Genomic DNA, 18,311 nt, shown 5'->3' with positions numbered 1-18,311 from the left:
GAACCTGCGTGCCTCAGACGAAGTTGGATGCGCGGGTCAGGCTTTCCTGTGCAACCGGCAGAGGCAGGCTGATCGTGCAAAGGAGGCCGGAAGAACGATAGTCCAGCAGTACTTGGCCCGACAGTTCCCGGGACAGGCTGCGTTCGATCAGGCGCGAGCCGAACCCCTTGCGGGTCGGCGACTTGACGGGAGGACCGCCCTCCTCCTGCCAGCGCAGGATCAGGCTCTTCTCATCCCAACCTTCGATGAGATCCCAGTGGATGACGACGCGGCCACTGTCGACGGAAAATGCACCATACTTGACAGCGTTGGTGCTCAGTTCGTGCAGGGCCATCGCAAGAGGAAGCGCGATTCTCGGAGGGACGTGCAAGGCGGGCCCTTCAATCGCGAACCGCTCGATCTGGTCGCGTCGGTACGGAGCCATGGCCTCCTCCGCGATGTCGCGCAGATTGACCCTTTCCCAGTTTTCCCGGGTTAGCACGTCGTGTGTCTTGGAGAGGGCAAATAGGCGAGCCTCGAATGCCTCGCGTGCCGCCTTCGGTTCGCCGGCTTTGAAGCTTTGCGCTGCGATGGATTGAACGGTCGCCAGCGTGTTCTTGACGCGATGATTCAGTTCGTTGATCAGAAGGCGTCGGCGAGCATCCGACTTTGCTCTTTCGACGGCTGCCCATGTCCTCTCGGCAACGTCGCGGCTCAGATCGATCTCGGCCTGTGTCCAGCGCCGAGGAACCTCGCTATGAATGTAAAGAGCAGCCCGCAACTGCCCTTCCTTGACGAGCGGAACCGAGATGGAGGCGATGCAATCCAAAGCAGCATAGGCAGCGTAGTGGCCCTCCGCACGTGGATCCGATAGGGCATCGTCGAAGACGGCGGTCCGGCCCGACTTCAGATCAGAGCAGAAATAGGGCCCAAATGGTTTCAAGGGATGGCGTCCGGGAACGTCGGGTGCGTCATCCGCATGCCAGTCCACGAGCGTTGAGAGAATCATCGTTGCATCTTCCACGTCACCATAGCCGACGCGGGTAACGCCCAAGTGATTTCCGAGGGCTTCTGCCACCGTCATGAGGATTTCGTCCGGACGATCCAGGTCGCGGATCTTGTCGCTCAAGGACAAGAGAAAGCGTTCGCGGACCTCGCTGTCCTTGCTCGAGGTGATGTCGAGATTGACAATCACCGTCCGGACGGGTTTGCCGACCGGATCTGGGAGCGACTGCCCTCTCATCAGCAACCACCGGATCGATCCGTCCTCCCGCATGATGCGGTATTCGGCCGTCAGCGGCTCAAGCGTGCGGGAGAAGCGGCGCACCTCCTGCTCCATCCACACCCTATCGTCAGGATGGATGAGTTCCTGCCAGACACGAGAGAGATTGGCATCGGTTGTGGTCGGATCGAGCCCGACCAGCTGAAACATTTGAGCGGACCAGGATATGTCACCAGTGAGATGGTCCCAGTCCCAGATACCGAGACCAGCAACGTCCTGGGCGATCTGCAGACGCTCCTCGCCCTCGCGAAGGACTCGCAGGACGCTTTCGCGTTCAGCCTCGCGAAGACTAAGCTTGGTCGCCATGTCGTTGAACGCCAGGCTCAGCCGGCCGATGGGCGTATGTGGGTCGAGGATTTTGATCCTCGTCTGGAGATCCCCCTTGCGCCAGCGGTCGATAGCTTGGTTGAAGGCAAACAGAGGTCGTTGTGCCGAGGCCCGGCCGGCGACCCAGGCAGCGCCGAGGGCGAGCACCCCGATGAAGACATAAAAGATCGCCTGTCCGCTGTATATCGGCAGTTCTTCCATCAGCCGAACCTAAAGTGTTCCCTCTTGTCCCCATGCCGGCAAAGGCATGATCATCAATAAACTGCCCATCAGGGGAAGCAAAGCAGCAATCGGAGCCCATCCAGTGCCCAGCGGCTGGAGTATTCTCCCATAGGATACAGTTCCTTATCCGCTTCAAATGGGATCTCGCATGAGGCCAGGCAGCCTGACGCCCTCAGAGTTCGGCAGCCCTCGATAAGGGCTGGAAGCGGGAAAGCAGGAAGGGCGACAGGTCGATGTGACTGCGCCCGTCCGTGACCATCTGCGCGGCAGCCTCGCCGACGGCTGCAGAATGCTTGAAGCCGTGCCCAGACCATGGCGAGACCACCAGAATCCGCTCGTTCCCTAGATGGCGATCGATCAGGAAGTGAGAATCCGGTGTGACAGTGTAGAGACACGTCGTGGCTTTCGCTGCCGCAGAGCCGATGCCGCTCAAACGTCCTGCAAGATGGGCCTCGTACATGGCCCGGGATTCCATCGGATCGATGGCGCGCTCGATGGTTTCCGGTGTTGTTGCCTCGTCATATTGTTCCCCGGCAGCCTTGATCGTCCCCGATGCTGGAAGCGAGGGAAAACCATAAAGGAAGTCCTCAGGGTCCGCTCCCGGGGCCCAGATGAAGACAGGGCTTTCAACCCAGCGGAAAGCCATGTCTCCTGCCACCGGAAACCAGTGCATGACCTGCGGGCTCGGGACGAGCAGTCTGTCGAACGGAGCACCGAACAGTGCGGGCGCTCAGGGTCCCGCAGAGACGATGACCTGGGAGGCATGGACAGTCTCCCGATCTGTCGTGACTTGGACACCATCGCCAGCGGTCGAGAGAGACAGCACTCGGGTCCCAAGCTGAAGACCGGCTCCCAGATCCTTCGCCCGGGTGCGATGAGCCGCGACACACCGCTCAGAGCTCAAATGCCCGCCTCCTGGCTCGAGATAGCCGAATTCGCCCTCCTGCAGGGAGAATTGCGGGTAGCGCGACCGAATGTCCTCGGGTCCGAGGATTTCATGGGCGATGCCATGATCGTCCGCTACCTGTTTGGTCGTCGCCAGGAAATTCGTGCGGAAGGGACTGTTTGCCCCGTTATCCATTTCCCGATGATAAGGCAGCCGACTTGGCTCAGCAGAGTCTCGCCGGTCGTTGCCTCGAGCTCATGCCTGATCTCGTTCGAGCGCAGCGCCAGGGGCACATAAGCCGCGCCCTCACCGATGGCTTGGCGCGTGATCCGGGTTTCGCCGTGGGTCGAGCCATAATCGTGCGGCGGAGCGAACCGGTCGATTCCGATGGCGCGAACACCTCTCTTGGCAAGCTGATAAAGCGCCGCCGATCCCATGCCGCTCAGACCCACCACGGCAATATCACAAATCGCGCTAGGACCTTCTATCACGGCCCCTCCGGTCAAAGATGCCATTCCAATCAAAATTCGGCTGGCCCAGCAACGGGCCGGCATCGCCACGAAAGCCGAGCCTAGCGAAGGCGCTTGTTCGGCCAAAAGAACTGATTTAGAAACGAGACCGTCTCACGGGGAGCCTGGAAACGGCTGAGAGGTGGCGGAGCCGCCGACCCGTTGAACCTGATCCGGGTCATGCCGGCGGAGGGAATGAGCATGCGATTTCTAAAGAAGACCTGCGTCCCGTGCCCGCTGCGCCGCCGAACCGGCCTGTCTCATGCATGGGAGCGTTCCTGATGTTCAGCCGATTTTTCTTCGCTCTTCTTTCGCTCTGTCTCACGGCGGGTATCGCGTCGGCCGAGACGAGACCCACCCTGACCGTCTACACCTACAGTTCCTTCTCGGGCAAATACGGACCCGGCAAAGCCGTAAAGGAGCGTTTCGAGGCTGTGTGCAACTGCGACCTCAATTGGGTGACCGCCGAAGATGCCGGAAGCCTCCTCGGCCGTCTGCGGCTGGAGGGCGCGGATACGAAGGCTGACGTGGTCGTCGGCCTCGACATGAACCTTGCTGCCGAAGCGAAGGCATTGAATCTCTTTGTGCCTCACGGCCTAGCCACGAGCGATCTCTCTCTCCCCATCGCCTGGAATGACGGCACGTTCGTTCCCTTCGACTGGGGTTATCTCGCTTTCGTCTATGACTCCACCAAGCTCTCCCATCCGCCCAGGAGTCTGAAGGAACTGGTGGAGGATGAGAACGGGCCGAAAATCATCCTGCAGGACCCGCGCACCAGTGCGCCGGGACTCGGCTTTCTGCTCTGGATGCAGAAGATTTTTGGTGATCAGGCCGATAAGGCGTGGACGCAGTTGAAGCCCCGCATTGTCACCTTCACCAAAGGCTGGTCGGAGGCCTATGGCCTGTTCCTGAAGGGCGAGGCCGATATGGTATTGTCGTACACCACGTCGCCAGCCTATCACGTCTCGGTCGAGAAGAAGGATCAATATAGAGCTGCAGCCTTCGAGGAAGGCCACTATCTGCACATAGAGCTTGCAGGCATGACACGCGTTGCGAAACATCCCGAACTCGCCAAGACGTTCATGGACTTCATCCTCTCCGAGGCGTTTCAATCCGCAATGCCGGAAGGCAACTGGATGATGCCGGCCAAGAACCCCGCAGCCGGCCTGCCTCCGGCGTTCAAAGACGTTGTTCAGCCGAGCAAGGCGCTTCTGTTCACTCCGGACGAAGTTCGGGAAAACCGCCGTGCCTTCGTTGATCGCTGGCTCAACGCAACGGCGCGATAAGCCTGTATCATGGGCTTCAGGCCGCCTCATCCTGGGAGCTTCGTAGCGTTCGCCATCCTCGCGCTGGTATGGGGTGGCGTCCTGGCCTTGCTCCGCGCGGGGGGAGAAACAACCACTCTTCTCTCCCTTGGGCCCTATCTTCTACGCGTTGTCGTGTTCTCTCTCCTCCAGGCGGGCATTTCGACCATCCTCTCTCTCGGCCTGGGCACGGGCCTTGCGCTAGCCTTGGCGCGGCGCCGCTTCCGGGGGCGCGAAGCACTTCTGGCGCTCCTCGGGACGACGATGGTCATGCCAACCATCGTCGCAGTATTTGCCGTCTTTGCCGTTTACGGCCGCAGCGGCTGGCTGACCCGGACGATGGACGCGTTCGGCTGGGCGGAGAGCATGAGCATTTTCGGATACCCGGGAATTCTCATTGCACATGTATTCCTCAATGCCCCGTTCGTGGCGAAGGTCACATTGGATGCGCTCAATCAGGTCCCTGCTGAACAGTGGCGGCTCGCCTCTGCGCTCGGGTTTAGCCCTGGGCAGACTTTCCGCCACCTGGACTGGCCCGTTCTTCGCGCAGAGCTTCCAGGACTTGCAAGCCTCGTATTCCTTCTATGCTTCAAAAGCTTCGCCATCGTGCTCGCGCTGGGAGGCGGTCCGGACCGAGCGACGCTGGAGGTCGCGATCTACGAAGCATTGAAGATCGATCTGGATTTTGCTCGCGCCGCGTGGCTTGCTCTCGGGCAGGTTGCGATTTGTCTTGCACTGACCCTTGTCCTTCATGGAGTTTTCGACCGCCCCCCAGTCACGACAACTTTTCGCAATCCGGTTCCTCGCCCCGATAGAAAGGACCGTCGGCTGAAATTTCTTGATGCCGTCATGCTTGGCATCGGCGTCCTTTTCCTCGGGCCGCTGGCACTGAGTGTCCTCACCGGTCTCTTACATATTCCGGAAGTACTTGATGCGGACCTGATCATCGCACTTGTGACAAGCCTTGCGATTGCGGCGACCGCGGCAGCCCTTGCCTGCCTCATGGCTCTCTCACTTGGCACGGCGGCAAGGCATAAGCGCGTCGCTTTACGGTCGCGCCGCGCGGCCGCGCTTTACGACCTTCTGCCTAATCTTCTTCTCGCGATGCCCCCCTTCGCCCTCACGGCCGGCCTTTTTCTGGTCATCCGGCCTGTGGTCAGTTCTGACATGGCGGGTCTAATCCTTCTGCCTCTCATCAACAGCCTGGGAGCGCTGCCTTTTGCCTACCGTTATGTGGCTCCGCGTCTCATGCTTATCGAGGAGCGGTATGGGCGTCTGTCGGCATCCCTTGGCATAGTGGGTGTTAGGAAGCTTAGCATCGTGGATTGGCCGTTTCTGAACCGCCCGTTAGGGGCCGCTTTCGCTTTGACAATGGCCTTGTCGTTCGGCGATTTCGGCATCATCGCCCTATTTGGCGGACCTGAGCTTCGAACTCTGCCCTATCTCCTGTACGAACGATTGGGGGCTTATCGTTTTGAAGAAGCTTCGGCCCTTGGGTTGATCATCCTCCTCGTGGCCTTTCTACTCGCCCATATGTCCGGCCGGCTGTCCCATGCTCGAGATTGAGAATTGTCGCCTGACATGGCCTGACTTCAAGGCCAACTATTCCCTCAAGGTCGAGGAAGGAACGCTTTGCGCCATAGTTGGCCCTTCCGGAGGCGGCAAGACAACGTTGCTGCACATGATTGCGGGTTTCGAAACACCAGAGAGTGGTACCCTGACGTTTCGCGGGAAGGACCTCCTCCCCTTGTCTCCCTCGGAGCGGCCGGTCGCCATCGTCTTCCAGGATCATAATCTCTTTCCGCATCTGACTGCCGCCGAGAATGTCGCCCTTGGGTTGCGGCCATCGCTGCGCCTGAGCCACGAAGAGAGTCGTCTCGTATCGTCAATGTTGGATGCGGTTGGGCTGAAAGGCTTCGATGGGCGGCGCCCGGGGGATATGTCAGGTGGGCAGCGCCAACGGGTTGCGCTGGCCCGCGCGATGATCTCCGAACGTCCTCTTGTCCTTCTCGACGAACCATTCAGCAGCCTCGACCCTCACTTGCGCCGCAGCATGATCGGCCTTGTTGACGAAATGCGGCGCAGGCGGAGGGTGACCATCCTCATCTCCATCCACACACCGGAGGATATCGAAGACCTTGCGGACCAGATGGTTCTCGTCAATGAGGGAAGCGTCGTTTCATCCGGCAGTCCATCACAGATCCTGCATGGTCCTTATGCCGCTGCCGCAACGTCAGGCCGCGACCTTTAGCCATTTTGGAACGCTCGCGGCCGGGAAAGAAGAGAGCGGTCCAGGCCGCGGGGATTAGCTCTAGCCAACGAAGAGCCTTGCAGCCCAGGTAATGCCACCGGACTATGTGGTCACGGCAGGTACATGGGCCCAGCACGCTCTTTTGGATAGAAGCCGTTGTCCTTCTTGAGCTTACCCGGATTTCCTGGCAGGGTGCCGAGCGTAGACGGCCACGATGACGACGTACAGCTGGATGAAGGACCCTTGCGTGACCTGATGCCAGACACGTCACCTCCATCCTTAACTCATTTCGGCGGCGAATTCTCAGCTCCCGAGAGGGAGGCTGCCTTCCAAGCTGAGCGGCTGCCCGAAACCCTTCGACACGTCCGCCTGCTGTTTCTGCTCTCGGCTATCCTCAATGCCCTGTTTTTCCTAAGCGACTGGCGATTCTACGGCACGCCGCATTTCCACATCGCGATTTCGGCGCGGATCGTCGTGGTGCTCATTGCCCTGCTATGCCTTTGGGCCGTTGGCCAGGCACACAGCTTTCGCAGCGCTCAAAAGTCGATGATCGCCTGGGAATGGATCAATGCCGGGGCAGCGGCAGTTCTCGTGAGCTCCCATAGCGATATCGCCCTGTTCGTCGTTCTCATGCTGCCATCCATTTATTATTTGGCTGTACCGACCGCCTTGCGCTGGTCGGTCATCTCCGGCGTCGCGTGCAGCATCCTGATGCTGGCCGGGTATCTGTACCCAGAGAACGGCGGCCCTACGGCAATGGGGCTCGTGCTGGCGATGGTCATGCTGAACCTCGCCCTATTCCTCGTTCTTGCGCGGTCAAACCGCCTCCAGCGCCTGGAGTGGGCATCAACGCAGGCCGAGCGGCGCGCCAATCAGAAGCTTGCCGAGAGCAGGACCATATTGGAGACGATGTTCAAGACAGTTCCGGTGCCGCTCGTCGTCGTGCGGATGGACGGCACGATTGTCGAGACGAATGACGCCGCGACCCGGTACTTCGGTGCTCATTGGCGCTCGCTCGGCATCCAATCGATCGACGAGATCTATGTCGATCCTTCCGATCGGGTGTCGTTCCTCGAGTCATTGAGGAAGCACCGCGAGACAAGTGATTTTGAAACGATGATCCGGCTGGCGGACGGCTCGGTGCGGACCGTTCTTCTCGCCGGGAAGGTGCTCGACATCGGCGGTGTTCCGCACGTCATGTCGGCCGTCCTCGACATTACCGAACGTAAGGCCGCCGAGGAAAGATCGTGGCGTGCGGCGAGCCATGACGCTCTCACCGATCTTCCCAACCGCGCGCTGTTCCAAAGTCGATTCGAGCAGGCTCTCGCAGAAGCTGAGCGTCAGGAGACCGGTGTCGGCCTGCTTCTGATCGATCTCGACAATTTCAAGACCATCAATGATACGCTCGGTCACGATGCGGGGGACGCCCTTCTAAGAGAGACTGCGGAACGCCTGCGCCGCCTGACTCACAACGGAGACACCGTGGCAAGACTCGGCGGGGATGAGTTCGTCCTGGTCATTCTCGATTCCGGGCCCTTGCTCCGCGCCCGTATGCTCTCGGACCAAATCCTGGACGATCTCAGGCGCCCTATCCGCTATCGCAAGGAACTGTTGTCCTGTCATGTCAGTATCGGAATCGCGATCTTTCCAGCCCATGACAGCAAACCCGCCGAGTTGATGAAGGACGCGGATCTCGCTCTCTACACCGCAAAGGCGCGTGGCAGAAACCGCGCCGTCGTGTACTCGCCGGATATGCGTCTCCACATCGAGCACAAGGCGGCGGTCACGCGTGGAATCCAGGAGGCCCTTCAAGGGGGGCAGATCGTTCCGTTTTACCAGCCGAAGGTCGAGCTGGCGACCGGGCGGATCGTCGGCTTCGAAGCCTTGGCGCGCTGGCGGCATCCGCAATACGGCCTGCTGACCCCGGTTGCTTTCTCAAGCGCATTCGAGGATCCAGAACTGTCGATTGCCGTAGGAGAGACCATCATTCGTCAGGTCGCGGCGGATATTCGCCGCTGGCTTGGTCAAGGAATCGATTGTGGCCGCGTGGCCGTCAACCTTTCCTCCGCGCAATTCAATTGGATCGGACTCGCCAAGCGCTTTCTCGAGATCCTCTACACGGCAGACGTGCCCAATGAACGCCTGGAAGTGGAGATCACCGAGACGGTCTTTCTGGGGCGCAGTTCTGCCCATGTCGCAAAAGCCCTGAAGCAATTTCATGACAATGGCATCCGCATCGCCCTCGATGACTTTGGAACCGGTTACGCTTCCCTCATTCATCTCAAGCAGTTTCCGGTTGATGACATCAAGATCGACCAGAGCTTCGTCAAGGGCCTGGAAACCGATTCGGATAATGTCGCAATCGTACTGGCTGTGATCGAGTTGGGAAAAAGCCTCGGTATGGACGTGATCGCCGAAGGGGTCGAAACGGCCGATCAGGCCCGCTTCCTTCGAACCAAGGGGTGCAATCAGGCCCAAGGCAATTTCTACGCAGTCCCTATGGCTGCCAAAGACGTCCCGTCGTTTCTGGCAAGATGGGCATCTCCGCGCCTGTGACGGAGTAAAAAGCCCGCGATTATTCTACGATATAACAGTAGAATTTTACTGCTTTTATAGGGACTTGGAAAAAATCCGCATTGAATTTTACTCCTAAGATGAGGCATTTTGGAGAATGACCAGAGCCGAGGTTTAACCATACAGGAATTCTCTGGACAGGGATGTTTCGAAGGAAGAGAGAATGATGCCCGCCCTGAGGTCAGAGGCCAGTATCGGTACGGAGGTGCCTGATCGCTACCTCGCTCAACTCTGTAAGCATTTCGCACATAACATCCCGGCAACCTATTCCGGGACCAAAGGGCGTGCCGAGTTCGGCTTTGGACATTGCACCATGCAGGCCTCGAATCGCTATCTGACGTTGGTCATCGAGGCAGAGGACGAGCAGTCGCTCGCTCGTATGCAGCATCTGATTGGGCTTCGCCTTGAGCGTTGCATGTGGCGAGAGCGCCCTGTGATCAATTGGGTCCGTAGCGCCTGATTTCTCAGACTGGAGTCCTAAGTCAGCGATTTCGCAGCACGGATCGAGCGGCCCGAGCTATCGAAAACGTGCAGCAATCTCCACGAAGGATGTGCGTTAAATTGCTCGCCGGGACCGACCTCCACGTCACCTGACGTCCGAACAGTCACCTCGTCTCCGCTGGCAAGCTCCATATACACATAGCTCGCCTCTCCGAGGCGCTCTACGGCATGAACGCGTCCTGAAAGCGCGACCGCGTCAGCGCCCTGCTCGGTCATGTGCTCGGGCCGGATTCCGATTGTCACTGGGTCGCCGACCTTGAGGCCTGCATCGACATCCCTGATTTCCGCCTCCACTCCCGCAAACCCGACAACAACGCTACCCCCCGCGAGGCCACGCACCTCGCCTTGGATGAAGTTCATGCGCGGGGAACCGATGAAGCCAGCAACAAAGATGTTGCGGGGGTTACGGTAGAGATCCAGCGGGGCACCAATCTGTTCAATGCGTCCGTGGTTGAGCACCACGATCTTCGACGCCAAAGTCATGGCTTCGACCTGATCATGCGTCACATAGATCATTGTCGAGCGCAGTTCCTGATGAAGCTTTGCGATTTCAAGCCTTGTATTGACACGCAACGCCGCATCGAGGTTCGAGAGCGGCTCATCGAACAGGAAGACACTCGGTTTACGCACAATGGCGCGGCCGATAGCAACGCGTTGCCGCTGCCCGCCAGAAAGCTCGCGCGGCTTTCGGTCAAGAAGTGGTGTGAGCTTCAGGACCTCCGCGGCCTGCCTTACTCGACGGTCAATTTCTGCCTTGCCGGCCTTTGCGAATTTGAGGCCGAAAGCCATGTTCTTGTATACCGACATATGCGGGTAAAGGGCATAGGACTGAAACACCATCGCGATCTTACGGTCTGCGGGCGGCAGTTCGTTGACGCGTCTGCCGTCAATCCGGATCTCTCCCGCGCTGACGCTCTCCAGGCCTGCGATGATGCGCAGTAAGGTAGACTTGCCACAGCCTGACGGACCCACGAACACGACGAACTCGCCATCCTCGACGGTCAAGTCGATGTCGCGCAGGATATTCACCGGGCCGAAGGACTTCGCAAGACCGTGGAGGGATACATCAGCCATGAGATTGCAACCTATCGCGAGAACAACGCTCTACTTGACGGCCCCGGCCGTCAGGCCGCGAACGAGATAGCGTGAAAAAACAACGTAGAGCACCAGGATCGGCGCGATGGCCAGGGTCAGGGAGGCCAGAACGGCGTTCCAGTCCGTGACATACTGGCCGATGAACTGCTGAACCCCTAGAGTAATCGTCTGCTTGCCTTCACCGGAGGAAAGGATGAGCGGAAACCAGAGGTCGTTCCAGATCGGCACCATGGTGAAGACGGCAACCGTTGCAATCGCCGGCCGGATAAGCGGCAGGATAATACTTGCAAAAATGCGATACTCGCTGACTCCGTCGCAGCGTGCGGCATCTCGCAGGTCCTTCGGGATCTGCTGAATGAACTCACCGAGGATTAGGATCGCCAGCGGCAGGCCCTGCGCGACATAAACCAGGACGAGCGCCGTCAGCGTGTTGACGAGATGCAGTTCCACCATCATGCGCAAAATGCTGACGCTTCCCAGGCGGATCGGGACCATAATCCCAATCGCCAGATACAGGGAGATGATGGTACTCCCGCGGAACCGATACTCTGTCAGTGCCCAGGCTGCCATGGCTCCGACAAGAACGATCAATATCAGCGATACGACGGTCACCGTCAGGCTGTTGACGAAGTAGAGCCCGAAGTCTGATTTGGCGAAAACCTGATCGAAGCCGATAGTTGTGAATGTGCGGGCATCGGGCAGGCCGAGCGGATCCGCGAAGATGGCCCGGCGCGTCTTGAACGCATTGACCAGGATGAGCAGAATGGGTCCGAGAGCAATGATTGTGTAGGCTGCGAGAGCCAAGTGAACGACAATGCGACCGGGTCTGACTGACTGGTTCATGGCGCCTCAGAACATGTGCCTCTGCAAGCGCCGTTGCACGCCGAAGAGATAAATCAACACGCCGATCAGAATGATGATCAGCATGGCAGTCGCGACCGTCGCACCCATGGTCGGGCTTCCGACCTGCAGCTGATAGCCGAAGAAGGTCCGATAAAAGAATGTGCCAAGGATATCCGTCGAGAAGTTCGGGCCCGCGAGCGCACCTTTGACCGCATAGATCAGGTCGAATGCATTGAAGTTCGCAACAAAGGTGAGGATGGAGACGACGCCGAGCGTAGGCAGAATCAGGGGGAGCCGTACGAACCAGAATATGCTGAAGGGTCCAGCTCCGTCGACCGTAGCGGCATCCAGAAGTTCATCCGGTATGTTGATGAGGGCAGCATAGATCAACATCATCGGAATCCCTACGAACTGCCAGACGGAGATCAGGGAGATCGTGAGAAGGGCGGTCGATTCCTGTCCAAGCCAAGGTCCGAACAAGCTGCCCAGGCCCACCGCCTTCATAAGGCTTGACGCGATGCCCCACAGTGGATTGAGAATAAGTTGCCAGACGAAGCCTATGATGACGACGGACAACATGGTCGGCAAGAAAATCAGTGTTCGATAGATGCTGCCTCCGGCCAGATGGGGCAAGCTGAGCAACATTGCGAGCCCGAGGCCGATGCCATTCTGCACCACCATATGAATGGCGAAGAAGATCAGGTTATTGCGGAGGGCATTCCAAAACTGGGCCGACCATGCGGCATCGCTCAGAAGAGTCCTGAAGTTGGCAAGACCGGCGAATTGCTGAGCGCCGGTCTGATCGCCGGCATAGAAGCTGAGGCGGATCGTGTCGATCAGCGGGTAGATGGAAAAGACCGAATAGACGATGAGCGCCGGTGCCAGAAATACAATGATGTGGGGCCGAATGCGCGAGCGTGTCGGCACGCTTTCAAGAGACATGCTCAAATCCGGGGACATTGTCGACATCGGGATCGCGTCCGATACGAGAGAGAGCGGGCTGCCCACATCGGGCAACCCGCCACGTCGATAGAGCAATTACTTTTTATGCGGCTCGTACCAGCTCGCCAGCCCGTCCTCGACCTTCTTGGCGCCCTCCTCCGGCTTCATTGTTCCATTGAGCACCTGAGCGCTGACATTCCAGAGTTCGTTCTCCAGGTTCGGGGTTCCGCGGGAAAGAATCTGGTATGAATTGCGGATCGAGCTTTCGCACGTACCGCGCCATCCAACGAATTTTGCTGCGACTGGATCCTTGACCGTGACTTTCTCCTTGGAGAGCGGGAAGAAGCCAGGCAAGGCATTCGCGTAAATATCTGCAAACTCCGAGGACGCGATCCAGCTGAGGAACGTCTTGGCCGCGTCCACGTTCTTTGACTTGGCATTGATTCCGAGTGCGATATCCGTGTGGTCGCTGATGTAGCACTTACCGGAGGAATCAGGCACGGGCGGCGCGAAGGCATCAAATTCGAAGTCTGCCTGCTTGCGAAAGATCGGGATATCCCACGAGCCTGCCGGGTAAATCGCAGCGCGGCCGAGCGTGAAGAGATTCTGAGTGTCAGGATACTTCTGCGACTTGTATCCGTCGCCCATGTAAGGAGCCCAACTCGCGAGCTCAGTGAAAGTCTGGACATAGGCCGGATCGGTAAATCTCTGCTTGCCCTCGATGAGCGCCTTGCGGCCCTCCTCGCCCTTCCAGTAGTTCACGCCGATATTCTGGAAGCCCATGGTGGCGGCTTCCCACTGATCGGCAGTGCCCATGGCGACAGGAGTGTATTTTCCGTCTGCCTTGATCTTGTCGAGGAGCTGGTGAAATTCAGCGACTGTCTTCGGGGGCGTCAGCTTCAATTCGTCGAAGATCGCCTTGTTGTAAATGAAGCCGTGAATGACGGAGGCCATAGGCATACAGAACGTTGTCTTGCCGTCGTCGGTCGACCACGCGCTCTTGGCCACATCAGAGAAATTCTCGATGCCTTTCACGTCGTTGACGGCAACGAGATTCCCCTTCTTGAAGAGATCGAGGGAGGCATCGAAGGGCCGGCAGGTGATCAGGTCTCCGGCCGTGCCACCGGCAAGGCGTGCATTGAGAGCCGCATTGTACTCGGTTGGTGGATCCGCTTTGAACTGAACCTTGATGTTCGGATATTTCTTGTTGAAAGCTGGGATGATCTGGTCGTTCCAGACGTCGGCATCGTCGTTTCGCCAGCTTTCGATGGTCAGTGTCTGCGCCGACGCGGCATGGGCGACAGCAAGGGCGGAAGCGGCCACCGAGGCCGTGGCCAGCAACCGTCCCGTGCGCTTCAGAATGGCTTTGGTAGCAAGAAAGCTCATCGTCGTACTTCCTCCTTCAGGCTTGAGGGCGCCTGCTATGGCCCATCGTCGATCCCTCGACCTGCCCCGTGCGGATTTTCCCGCATTCTCGCGCCATCCGGCGGGACTTTCAGAAGGTCCCACCCCAATTGGCAGCGGACAAGTGACCTCATATTGGTATCGCTGCAATCGAAAGGCGACAAGCTCTTTGGTACGTGGTGCGCCGCAATCGCTCCTATCGCGGTACTGCCATCGCCGAGCTGCAGGCTTGAATTTGTCCAGCGGCTTGAATTGCGCCCTTCACGAACTGGATATTAAGTGGCATGGTATGAGCCCCAAGATGAATGATGTTTCTGCTGAGTTACCTGCGGCCCATGGACCATGATTGATTCCCTGTTTCTCGGCATCGATGGAGGGGGCACCAAGTGCCGGGCCCGCCTTCGCAATGCGGACGGCAGTCTGCTGGGCGAGGGAAACGGTGGCCCTTCCAACATTCGGCTCGATCCCGATCTCGTCTGGAACTCGATTCTGACCGCCAGCCGGGCCGCGATCGTCGAGGCGGGTCTCACTGAAAGTGATCTCAACCGCATCCATGCCGGAATGGGAGCCGCCGGTGCCGGACAGACCAGCGCAGTCGATAGATTGACGTCGCGGCCCCACCCCTTTGCATCCTTTACCATCGATACGGATGCCCACGCTGCGTGGCTCGGCGCCTTCGGCGGCGGAGACGGGGCAATCCTGATCGTCGGGACCGGCTCATGCGGCTATGGGGTTATCGCCGGGAAGCGTCGTTATGTGGGCGGATGGGGTTTCGAAATTTCCGACGAGGGCAGTGGCGCCGCAATCGGACGCGAAGCTCTGCGCCGAACCATCTGGGCCTTTGACGGACGCATCCCGCCGACGCCGCTGACCCGTGCGATTCTGCTGGAGTTCGATCATAGCCCTGAAGCCATCGTGGATTGGGTCGGCAAGGCCCGTCCGGCGGATTATGCCGGCTATGCTCCCCTCGTTCTCCAGCATGCGCTCCAGCGCGACCCCATTGGACTCACGCTAATCGAAGGAGCCGCGGAGCAAATGGCACAGATCGCGACCCGCCTGCTCGATCTTGGTGCCCCGGCCCTGTGCTTGTTCGGAGGGTTGGCCGAGCCCCTACGCCCTTGGCTGCCCCCCCCACTTCAACAGGTCATTGTGCCGCCGCAGGCGGATGCCATGGACGGCGCGATTCTTCTGGCACGGCAAATGACGCGGGAAGCCTCACCGCGGAGGCTCCGATGACGGACCAGGCTCCCGACTCCCTCACGCTGATCCCTCTCGACGAGAGCAATCCCACGCCGCTTTATCTTCAGCTGCAGCAATCCATCGAGGATGCCGTCCGGAAGGGCGCGTTCAAGGCGGACGATGCGCTCCCGGGAGAGCGAGATCTCGCCAAGCAGCTAGGCGTCTCGCGTGTTACGGTGCGCAAGGCGATTACAGGTCTCGTCAAGAAGGGCGTGCTCGTTCAACGCTGGGGATCCGGCACCTTCATTGCCCCGCAGATGCGGCTCGAGCAGCCCCTGTCCCGTCTCTCCAGCTTCACCGACGACATGTCGGCCCGGGGGTTGCCATCCTCCGCGATACTCCTCAGCCGTTCAGTCGGGCAGGCCTCGCCCGACGAGCTGATGGCACTCGGCCTCTCGCCCGGTGATCAGGTCAGCCGCGTCAACCGTCTCCGCCTAGCCAACGGCATTCCCATGGCCATCGAGCATGCGGTCGTCCCGAGCCGATTTCTTCCCGATCCAACCCTGGTCAAGCAGTCGCTCTATGCGGTTCTGCACGAGCAGGGCGTGATGCCGACGAGAGCGCTGCAGCGGCTTCACGCCGTGCTCCTATCCGATGAACAGGCGTCGCTGCTCCAAGTCCCTGTCAGGAGCCCGGCGCTCTATATCGAGCGCCGCTCCTATACGGGGACTGGCGAGGCCGTCGAATTCACCTCGTCCTATTACCGGGGCGACGCCTACGATTTCGTGGCTGAACTGACCATCAGCCCGCCAGACCGGATTCAACATGATGTCTGACCTGAACCACCCCGCCCCGACAGCCATGTTGCGTGAGGCGCTTGAAGCCCCGCAGGTCGTCGCACGTCTCCTCGCGAGCAACGCCGACTTGTGCCGTGAACTCGGTGCGCGTCTGCGCGGAGCCCCGCCGCCATTCGCGGTCACCTGCGCACGGGGCAGCTCGGACAATGCCGCGACCTTCGCCAAGTATCTTCTGGAAATCCACTCAGGCCTTGTCACCGCCTCTGTTGGTCCGTCGGTCACGTCTGTCTATGATGCGCGGCCCCGGATGCGCGACGCGCTGTTCCTCGCTGTGTCACAGTCCGGTCGCAGCCCCGACATTCTCAACCTCGCCCAGGCAGGACGAGACGACGGAGCGCTGACGGTCGCACTCGTCAATGATACCTCTTCGCCTCTGGCGACAACCTGCGAGATCGTCCTGCCTCTCCACGCCGGGCCGGAGAAAAGCGTTGCGGCCACGAAATCCTTCATTGCGGCGCTTGCGGCCTCTTTGCAGCTCGTCGCGCACTGGTCACAGGATCGCGACCTGTTGGCTGCCCTCGAAGGGCTGCCCGAGATTCTTGAGAAATCGGCTGCCTTGGATTGGTCCGCCGCACTTCCACTCCTGACCCAGGCCAATAATCTTTTTGTCGTCGGACGCGGCGTCGGCTTCGCGATGGCGCAGGAGACGGCCCTCAAGCTGAAAGAAACGGCCGGCGTTCATGCCGAGGCCATGAGTTCAGCCGAGCTGATGCATGGTCCCTGGACTCTCGCCGGCACTCATTTTCCGATCCTCGTCCTCAGCCAGCGCGATGAAACACTGAGTGGCGTCAACGATCTCGTGACAAGGCTGAACGACCAGAACGTGCCCGTCATTGTCGCCGGCGCGGCGGAAGGGCCGGCGACCGTCATGCTGCCATCTCTCGAAGGCATTCATCCCTTCATCGCACCGATTGCGCTGATCCAGAGTTTCTATCCGCTCGTGAACGCCATTGCCCAGGCGCGTGGCCGGAACCCGGACAATCCCCCGCGTCTGCGCAAAGTGACGGAGACAGTCTGATGGCATTCGCGCTGACCGGAGCTCGAATCTTCGACGGTGACCACATGCTCGAAGGCCGCGCGGTCGTCATCGAGCAGGGACGGATCGTTGCGCTTCCAGCGGAGAAAGACCTTCCAGACGCCATCGAGCGGCGCAGGATCGAGGGCCTCCTGGCACCGGGCTTCATCGACGTCCAGGTCAATGGCGGCGGAGGCGTGTTGTACAACGACGTGCGCAGCATCGAGGGCCTGCGAACAATCGCAGCAGCGCACCGTGCCTATGGCACGGTTGGCGTCATGCCCACATTCATCACTGACACGCGCGAGCGGATGGCGGAGGCGGTCGAAGCGATGCGCCAGGCGCTTGCAGCGCGCGTGCCGGGCGTCCTTGGGATCCATGTGGAAGGCCCTTTCATCAATCCAGAGAGAAAGGGGGTGCACGATCCGGCCTTTATACGAACAATCGAGGACGAGGACATCGCGATCCTGACCTCGCTGACCGAAGGGCGCACCCTTGTAACTCTCGCGCCCGAGAGGAACAGCCTGGACGCGATTTCGCAGTTGACCGGGGCAGGGGTTCTGCTCTGCGCTGGTCACACGGCGGCAACCTACGCCGAGATCATCGAAGCATACCGCCGCGGCCTGCGCGGCTTCACCCATCTCTTCAACGCCATGCCGCCACTCGTCGGGCGCGATCCCGGGCCCGTTGGAGCCGCACTCGACAGTCAAGACACCTGGTGCGGACTCATCGTCGACGGTCATCACGTGCATGACGCTTCGCTTCGCGCTGCCATCGCCGCGAAGGGCGTGGACAGGATGATGCTGGTCACCGACGCCATGTCGGTCACCGGTACCGATCTCGACCGGTTCAACCTTCACGGCCGCACGATCTATCGCAGGGATGGAAAGCTGACGACGGCCGACGGCACACTTGCGGGTTCAGATCTCGACATGGCGACTGCCCTGCGCAACACTGTCCATCGCCTGGGCCTGTCCCTGCGCGATGCCCTTCGCATGGCCTCTCACGTTCCTGCCAGCTTTCTTCGTCTCGATCATGAACTTGGGCGCATCGCACCGGGCTATCGGGCGAGCCTGGTTCTTCTCGACGACTCACTTGAGGTCAGGCACACGTGGATTGACGGCGAATAGAGCGGGAGGCG

17 protein-coding genes and 1 riboswitch are annotated in these 18,311 nt (G+C 59.8%); of the genes, 9 read left to right on the top strand and 8 right to left on the bottom strand.

Translation table 11 applies throughout. From position 1 onward, the window contains the following. Nucleotides 1-13: 13 nt before the first annotated feature. From AC522E_RS00940 to AC522E_RS00925, 4 genes are all read right to left on the bottom strand, one after another. Complete coding sequence (locus AC522E_RS00940) at nt 14-1,789, bottom strand: HWE histidine kinase domain-containing protein (protein ID WP_500748547.1); 1,776 nt, start codon at nt 1,787-1,789, stop codon at nt 14-16. A gap of 193 nt (nt 1,790-1,982) precedes the next feature. After that, a complete protein-coding gene (locus tag AC522E_RS00935; RefSeq protein ID WP_500748546.1) occupies nt 1,983-2,456 on the bottom strand; it encodes an FAD-dependent oxidoreductase in 474 nt (157 codons plus the stop codon). Nucleotides 2,457-2,540: 84 nt separating this feature from the next. Beyond that, nucleotides 2,541-2,891 carry an FAD-dependent oxidoreductase gene (locus AC522E_RS00930; RefSeq protein WP_500748545.1) on the bottom strand — a complete coding sequence of 117 codons (351 nt, stop codon included), beginning with the start codon at nt 2,889-2,891 and terminating at the stop codon, nt 2,541-2,543. Continuing rightward, the gene (locus AC522E_RS00925) at nt 2,831-3,133 is read right to left on the bottom strand and encodes an FAD-dependent oxidoreductase (protein ID WP_500750540.1); all 303 of its coding nucleotides are present in this window, start codon (nt 3,131-3,133) and stop codon (nt 2,831-2,833) included. The genes AC522E_RS00930 and AC522E_RS00925 overlap by 61 nt, the downstream gene beginning before the upstream one ends. A gap of 179 nt (nt 3,134-3,312) precedes the next feature. Further along, nucleotides 3,313-3,418, top strand: a riboswitch (TPP riboswitch). Between the two features lie 68 nt (nt 3,419-3,486). Here AC522E_RS00925 and thiB point away from each other — a divergent pair. The 5 genes from thiB (at nt 3,487) to AC522E_RS00900 (ending at nt 9,794) form a co-directional block, all read left to right on the top strand. After that, complete coding sequence (gene thiB / locus AC522E_RS00920; RefSeq protein WP_500748544.1) at nt 3,487-4,491, top strand: thiamine ABC transporter substrate binding subunit; 1,005 nt, start codon at nt 3,487-3,489, stop codon at nt 4,489-4,491. Between the two features lie 9 nt (nt 4,492-4,500). After that, nucleotides 4,501-6,075 carry an ABC transporter permease subunit gene (locus tag AC522E_RS00915; RefSeq protein WP_500748543.1) on the top strand — a complete coding sequence of 525 codons (1,575 nt, stop codon included), beginning with the start codon at nt 4,501-4,503 and terminating at the stop codon, nt 6,073-6,075. Next, a complete protein-coding gene (locus AC522E_RS00910) occupies nt 6,062-6,760 on the top strand; it encodes a thiamine ABC transporter ATP-binding protein (RefSeq protein WP_500748542.1) in 699 nt (232 codons plus the stop codon). Before AC522E_RS00915 ends, AC522E_RS00910 begins: the two co-directional genes overlap by 14 nt. Nucleotides 6,761-7,003: 243 nt before the next feature. Beyond that, the gene (locus AC522E_RS00905; RefSeq protein ID WP_500748541.1) at nt 7,004-9,316 is read left to right on the top strand and encodes a putative bifunctional diguanylate cyclase/phosphodiesterase; all 2,313 of its coding nucleotides are present in this window, start codon (nt 7,004-7,006) and stop codon (nt 9,314-9,316) included. A 181-nt stretch (nt 9,317-9,497) separates the two neighbouring features. Beyond that, entirely contained in the window at nt 9,498-9,794 is a 297-nt protein-coding gene (locus AC522E_RS00900) for a DUF2218 domain-containing protein (RefSeq protein WP_500748540.1), read from the top strand. A 17-nt stretch (nt 9,795-9,811) separates the two neighbouring features. On the opposite strand, the gene AC522E_RS00895 is transcribed toward AC522E_RS00900, so the two are convergent. From AC522E_RS00895 to AC522E_RS00880, 4 genes are all read right to left on the bottom strand, one after another. Beyond that, complete coding sequence (locus AC522E_RS00895; protein WP_500748539.1) at nt 9,812-10,909, bottom strand: ABC transporter ATP-binding protein; 1,098 nt, start codon at nt 10,907-10,909, stop codon at nt 9,812-9,814. A 30-nt stretch (nt 10,910-10,939) separates the two neighbouring features. Beyond that, nucleotides 10,940-11,773 carry a carbohydrate ABC transporter permease gene (locus tag AC522E_RS00890; protein ID WP_500748538.1) on the bottom strand — a complete coding sequence of 278 codons (834 nt, stop codon included), beginning with the start codon at nt 11,771-11,773 and terminating at the stop codon, nt 10,940-10,942. A 6-nt stretch (nt 11,774-11,779) separates the two neighbouring features. Further along, complete coding sequence (locus tag AC522E_RS00885) at nt 11,780-12,715, bottom strand: carbohydrate ABC transporter permease (protein ID WP_500748537.1); 936 nt, start codon at nt 12,713-12,715, stop codon at nt 11,780-11,782. 96 nt (nt 12,716-12,811) lie between these two features. After that, on the bottom strand, nt 12,812-14,101 hold the full coding sequence (locus AC522E_RS00880; RefSeq protein ID WP_500748536.1) for an ABC transporter substrate-binding protein: 1,290 nt from the start codon (nt 14,099-14,101) through the stop codon (nt 12,812-12,814). A 360-nt stretch (nt 14,102-14,461) separates the two neighbouring features. Between AC522E_RS00880 and AC522E_RS00875 the strand changes: the two genes are divergently transcribed. From AC522E_RS00875 to nagA, 4 genes are read left to right on the top strand one after another with little or no spacing between them, the layout of a single operon-like run. Then, nucleotides 14,462-15,355 carry a glucosamine kinase nucleotide-binding domain-containing protein gene (locus AC522E_RS00875; protein WP_500748535.1) on the top strand — a complete coding sequence of 298 codons (894 nt, stop codon included), beginning with the start codon at nt 14,462-14,464 and terminating at the stop codon, nt 15,353-15,355. Next, on the top strand, nt 15,352-16,134 hold the full coding sequence (locus AC522E_RS00870; protein ID WP_500748534.1) for a GntR family transcriptional regulator: 783 nt from the start codon (nt 15,352-15,354) through the stop codon (nt 16,132-16,134). Before AC522E_RS00875 ends, AC522E_RS00870 begins: the two co-directional genes overlap by 4 nt. Then, entirely contained in the window at nt 16,124-17,173 is a 1,050-nt protein-coding gene (locus tag AC522E_RS00865; protein ID WP_500748533.1) for an SIS domain-containing protein, read from the top strand. Before AC522E_RS00870 ends, AC522E_RS00865 begins: the two co-directional genes overlap by 11 nt. Beyond that, nucleotides 17,173-18,300: an N-acetylglucosamine-6-phosphate deacetylase gene (gene nagA / locus AC522E_RS00860; RefSeq protein ID WP_500748532.1), complete on the top strand. Its 1,128-nt coding sequence runs from the start codon at nt 17,173-17,175 to the stop codon at nt 18,298-18,300. Before AC522E_RS00865 ends, nagA begins: the two co-directional genes overlap by 1 nt. Nucleotides 18,301-18,311: the final 11 nt, after the last annotated feature.

It is taken from the genome of Microvirga sp. BF8 (assembly GCF_059888585.1).
The sequence above is the reverse complement of the archived record's forward strand: the minus strand, read 5'-3'. Positions and strand labels throughout refer to the sequence as shown.

Excerpts from the sequence above, each read along its gene's own strand:
- AC522E_RS00925 (WP_500750540.1), bottom strand. The coding sequence starts at position 3,133 with ATGGGATCGGCGGCGCTTTATCAGCTTGCCAAGAGAGGTGTTCGCGCC.
- nagA (WP_500748532.1), top strand. The coding sequence starts at position 17,173 with ATGGCATTCGCGCTGACCGGAGCTCGAATCTTCGACGGTGACCACATG.
- AC522E_RS00910 (WP_500748542.1), top strand. The coding sequence starts at position 6,062 with ATGCTCGAGATTGAGAATTGTCGCCTGACATGGCCTGACTTCAAGGCC.
- AC522E_RS00875 (WP_500748535.1), top strand. The coding sequence starts at position 14,462 with ATGATTGATTCCCTGTTTCTCGGCATCGATGGAGGGGGCACCAAGTGC.
- AC522E_RS00915 (WP_500748543.1), top strand. The coding sequence starts at position 4,501 with ATGGGCTTCAGGCCGCCTCATCCTGGGAGCTTCGTAGCGTTCGCCATC.
- AC522E_RS00890 (WP_500748538.1), bottom strand. The coding sequence starts at position 11,773 with ATGAACCAGTCAGTCAGACCCGGTCGCATTGTCGTTCACTTGGCTCTC.
- AC522E_RS00865 (WP_500748533.1), top strand. The coding sequence starts at position 16,124 with ATGATGTCTGACCTGAACCACCCCGCCCCGACAGCCATGTTGCGTGAG.
- AC522E_RS00885 (WP_500748537.1), bottom strand. The coding sequence starts at position 12,715 with ATGTCTCTTGAAAGCGTGCCGACACGCTCGCGCATTCGGCCCCACATC.
- AC522E_RS00870 (WP_500748534.1), top strand. The coding sequence starts at position 15,352 with ATGACGGACCAGGCTCCCGACTCCCTCACGCTGATCCCTCTCGACGAG.
- AC522E_RS00895 (WP_500748539.1), bottom strand. The coding sequence starts at position 10,909 with ATGGCTGATGTATCCCTCCACGGTCTTGCGAAGTCCTTCGGCCCGGTG.
- AC522E_RS00940 (WP_500748547.1), bottom strand. The coding sequence starts at position 1,789 with ATGGAAGAACTGCCGATATACAGCGGACAGGCGATCTTTTATGTCTTC.
- AC522E_RS00900 (WP_500748540.1), top strand. The coding sequence starts at position 9,498 with ATGATGCCCGCCCTGAGGTCAGAGGCCAGTATCGGTACGGAGGTGCCT.
- AC522E_RS00930 (WP_500748545.1), bottom strand. The coding sequence starts at position 2,891 with ATGGATAACGGGGCAAACAGTCCCTTCCGCACGAATTTCCTGGCGACG.
- thiB (WP_500748544.1), top strand. The coding sequence starts at position 3,487 with ATGTTCAGCCGATTTTTCTTCGCTCTTCTTTCGCTCTGTCTCACGGCG.
- AC522E_RS00880 (WP_500748536.1), bottom strand. The coding sequence starts at position 14,101 with ATGAGCTTTCTTGCTACCAAAGCCATTCTGAAGCGCACGGGACGGTTG.
- AC522E_RS00935 (WP_500748546.1), bottom strand. The coding sequence starts at position 2,456 with ATGGCTTTCCGCTGGGTTGAAAGCCCTGTCTTCATCTGGGCCCCGGGA.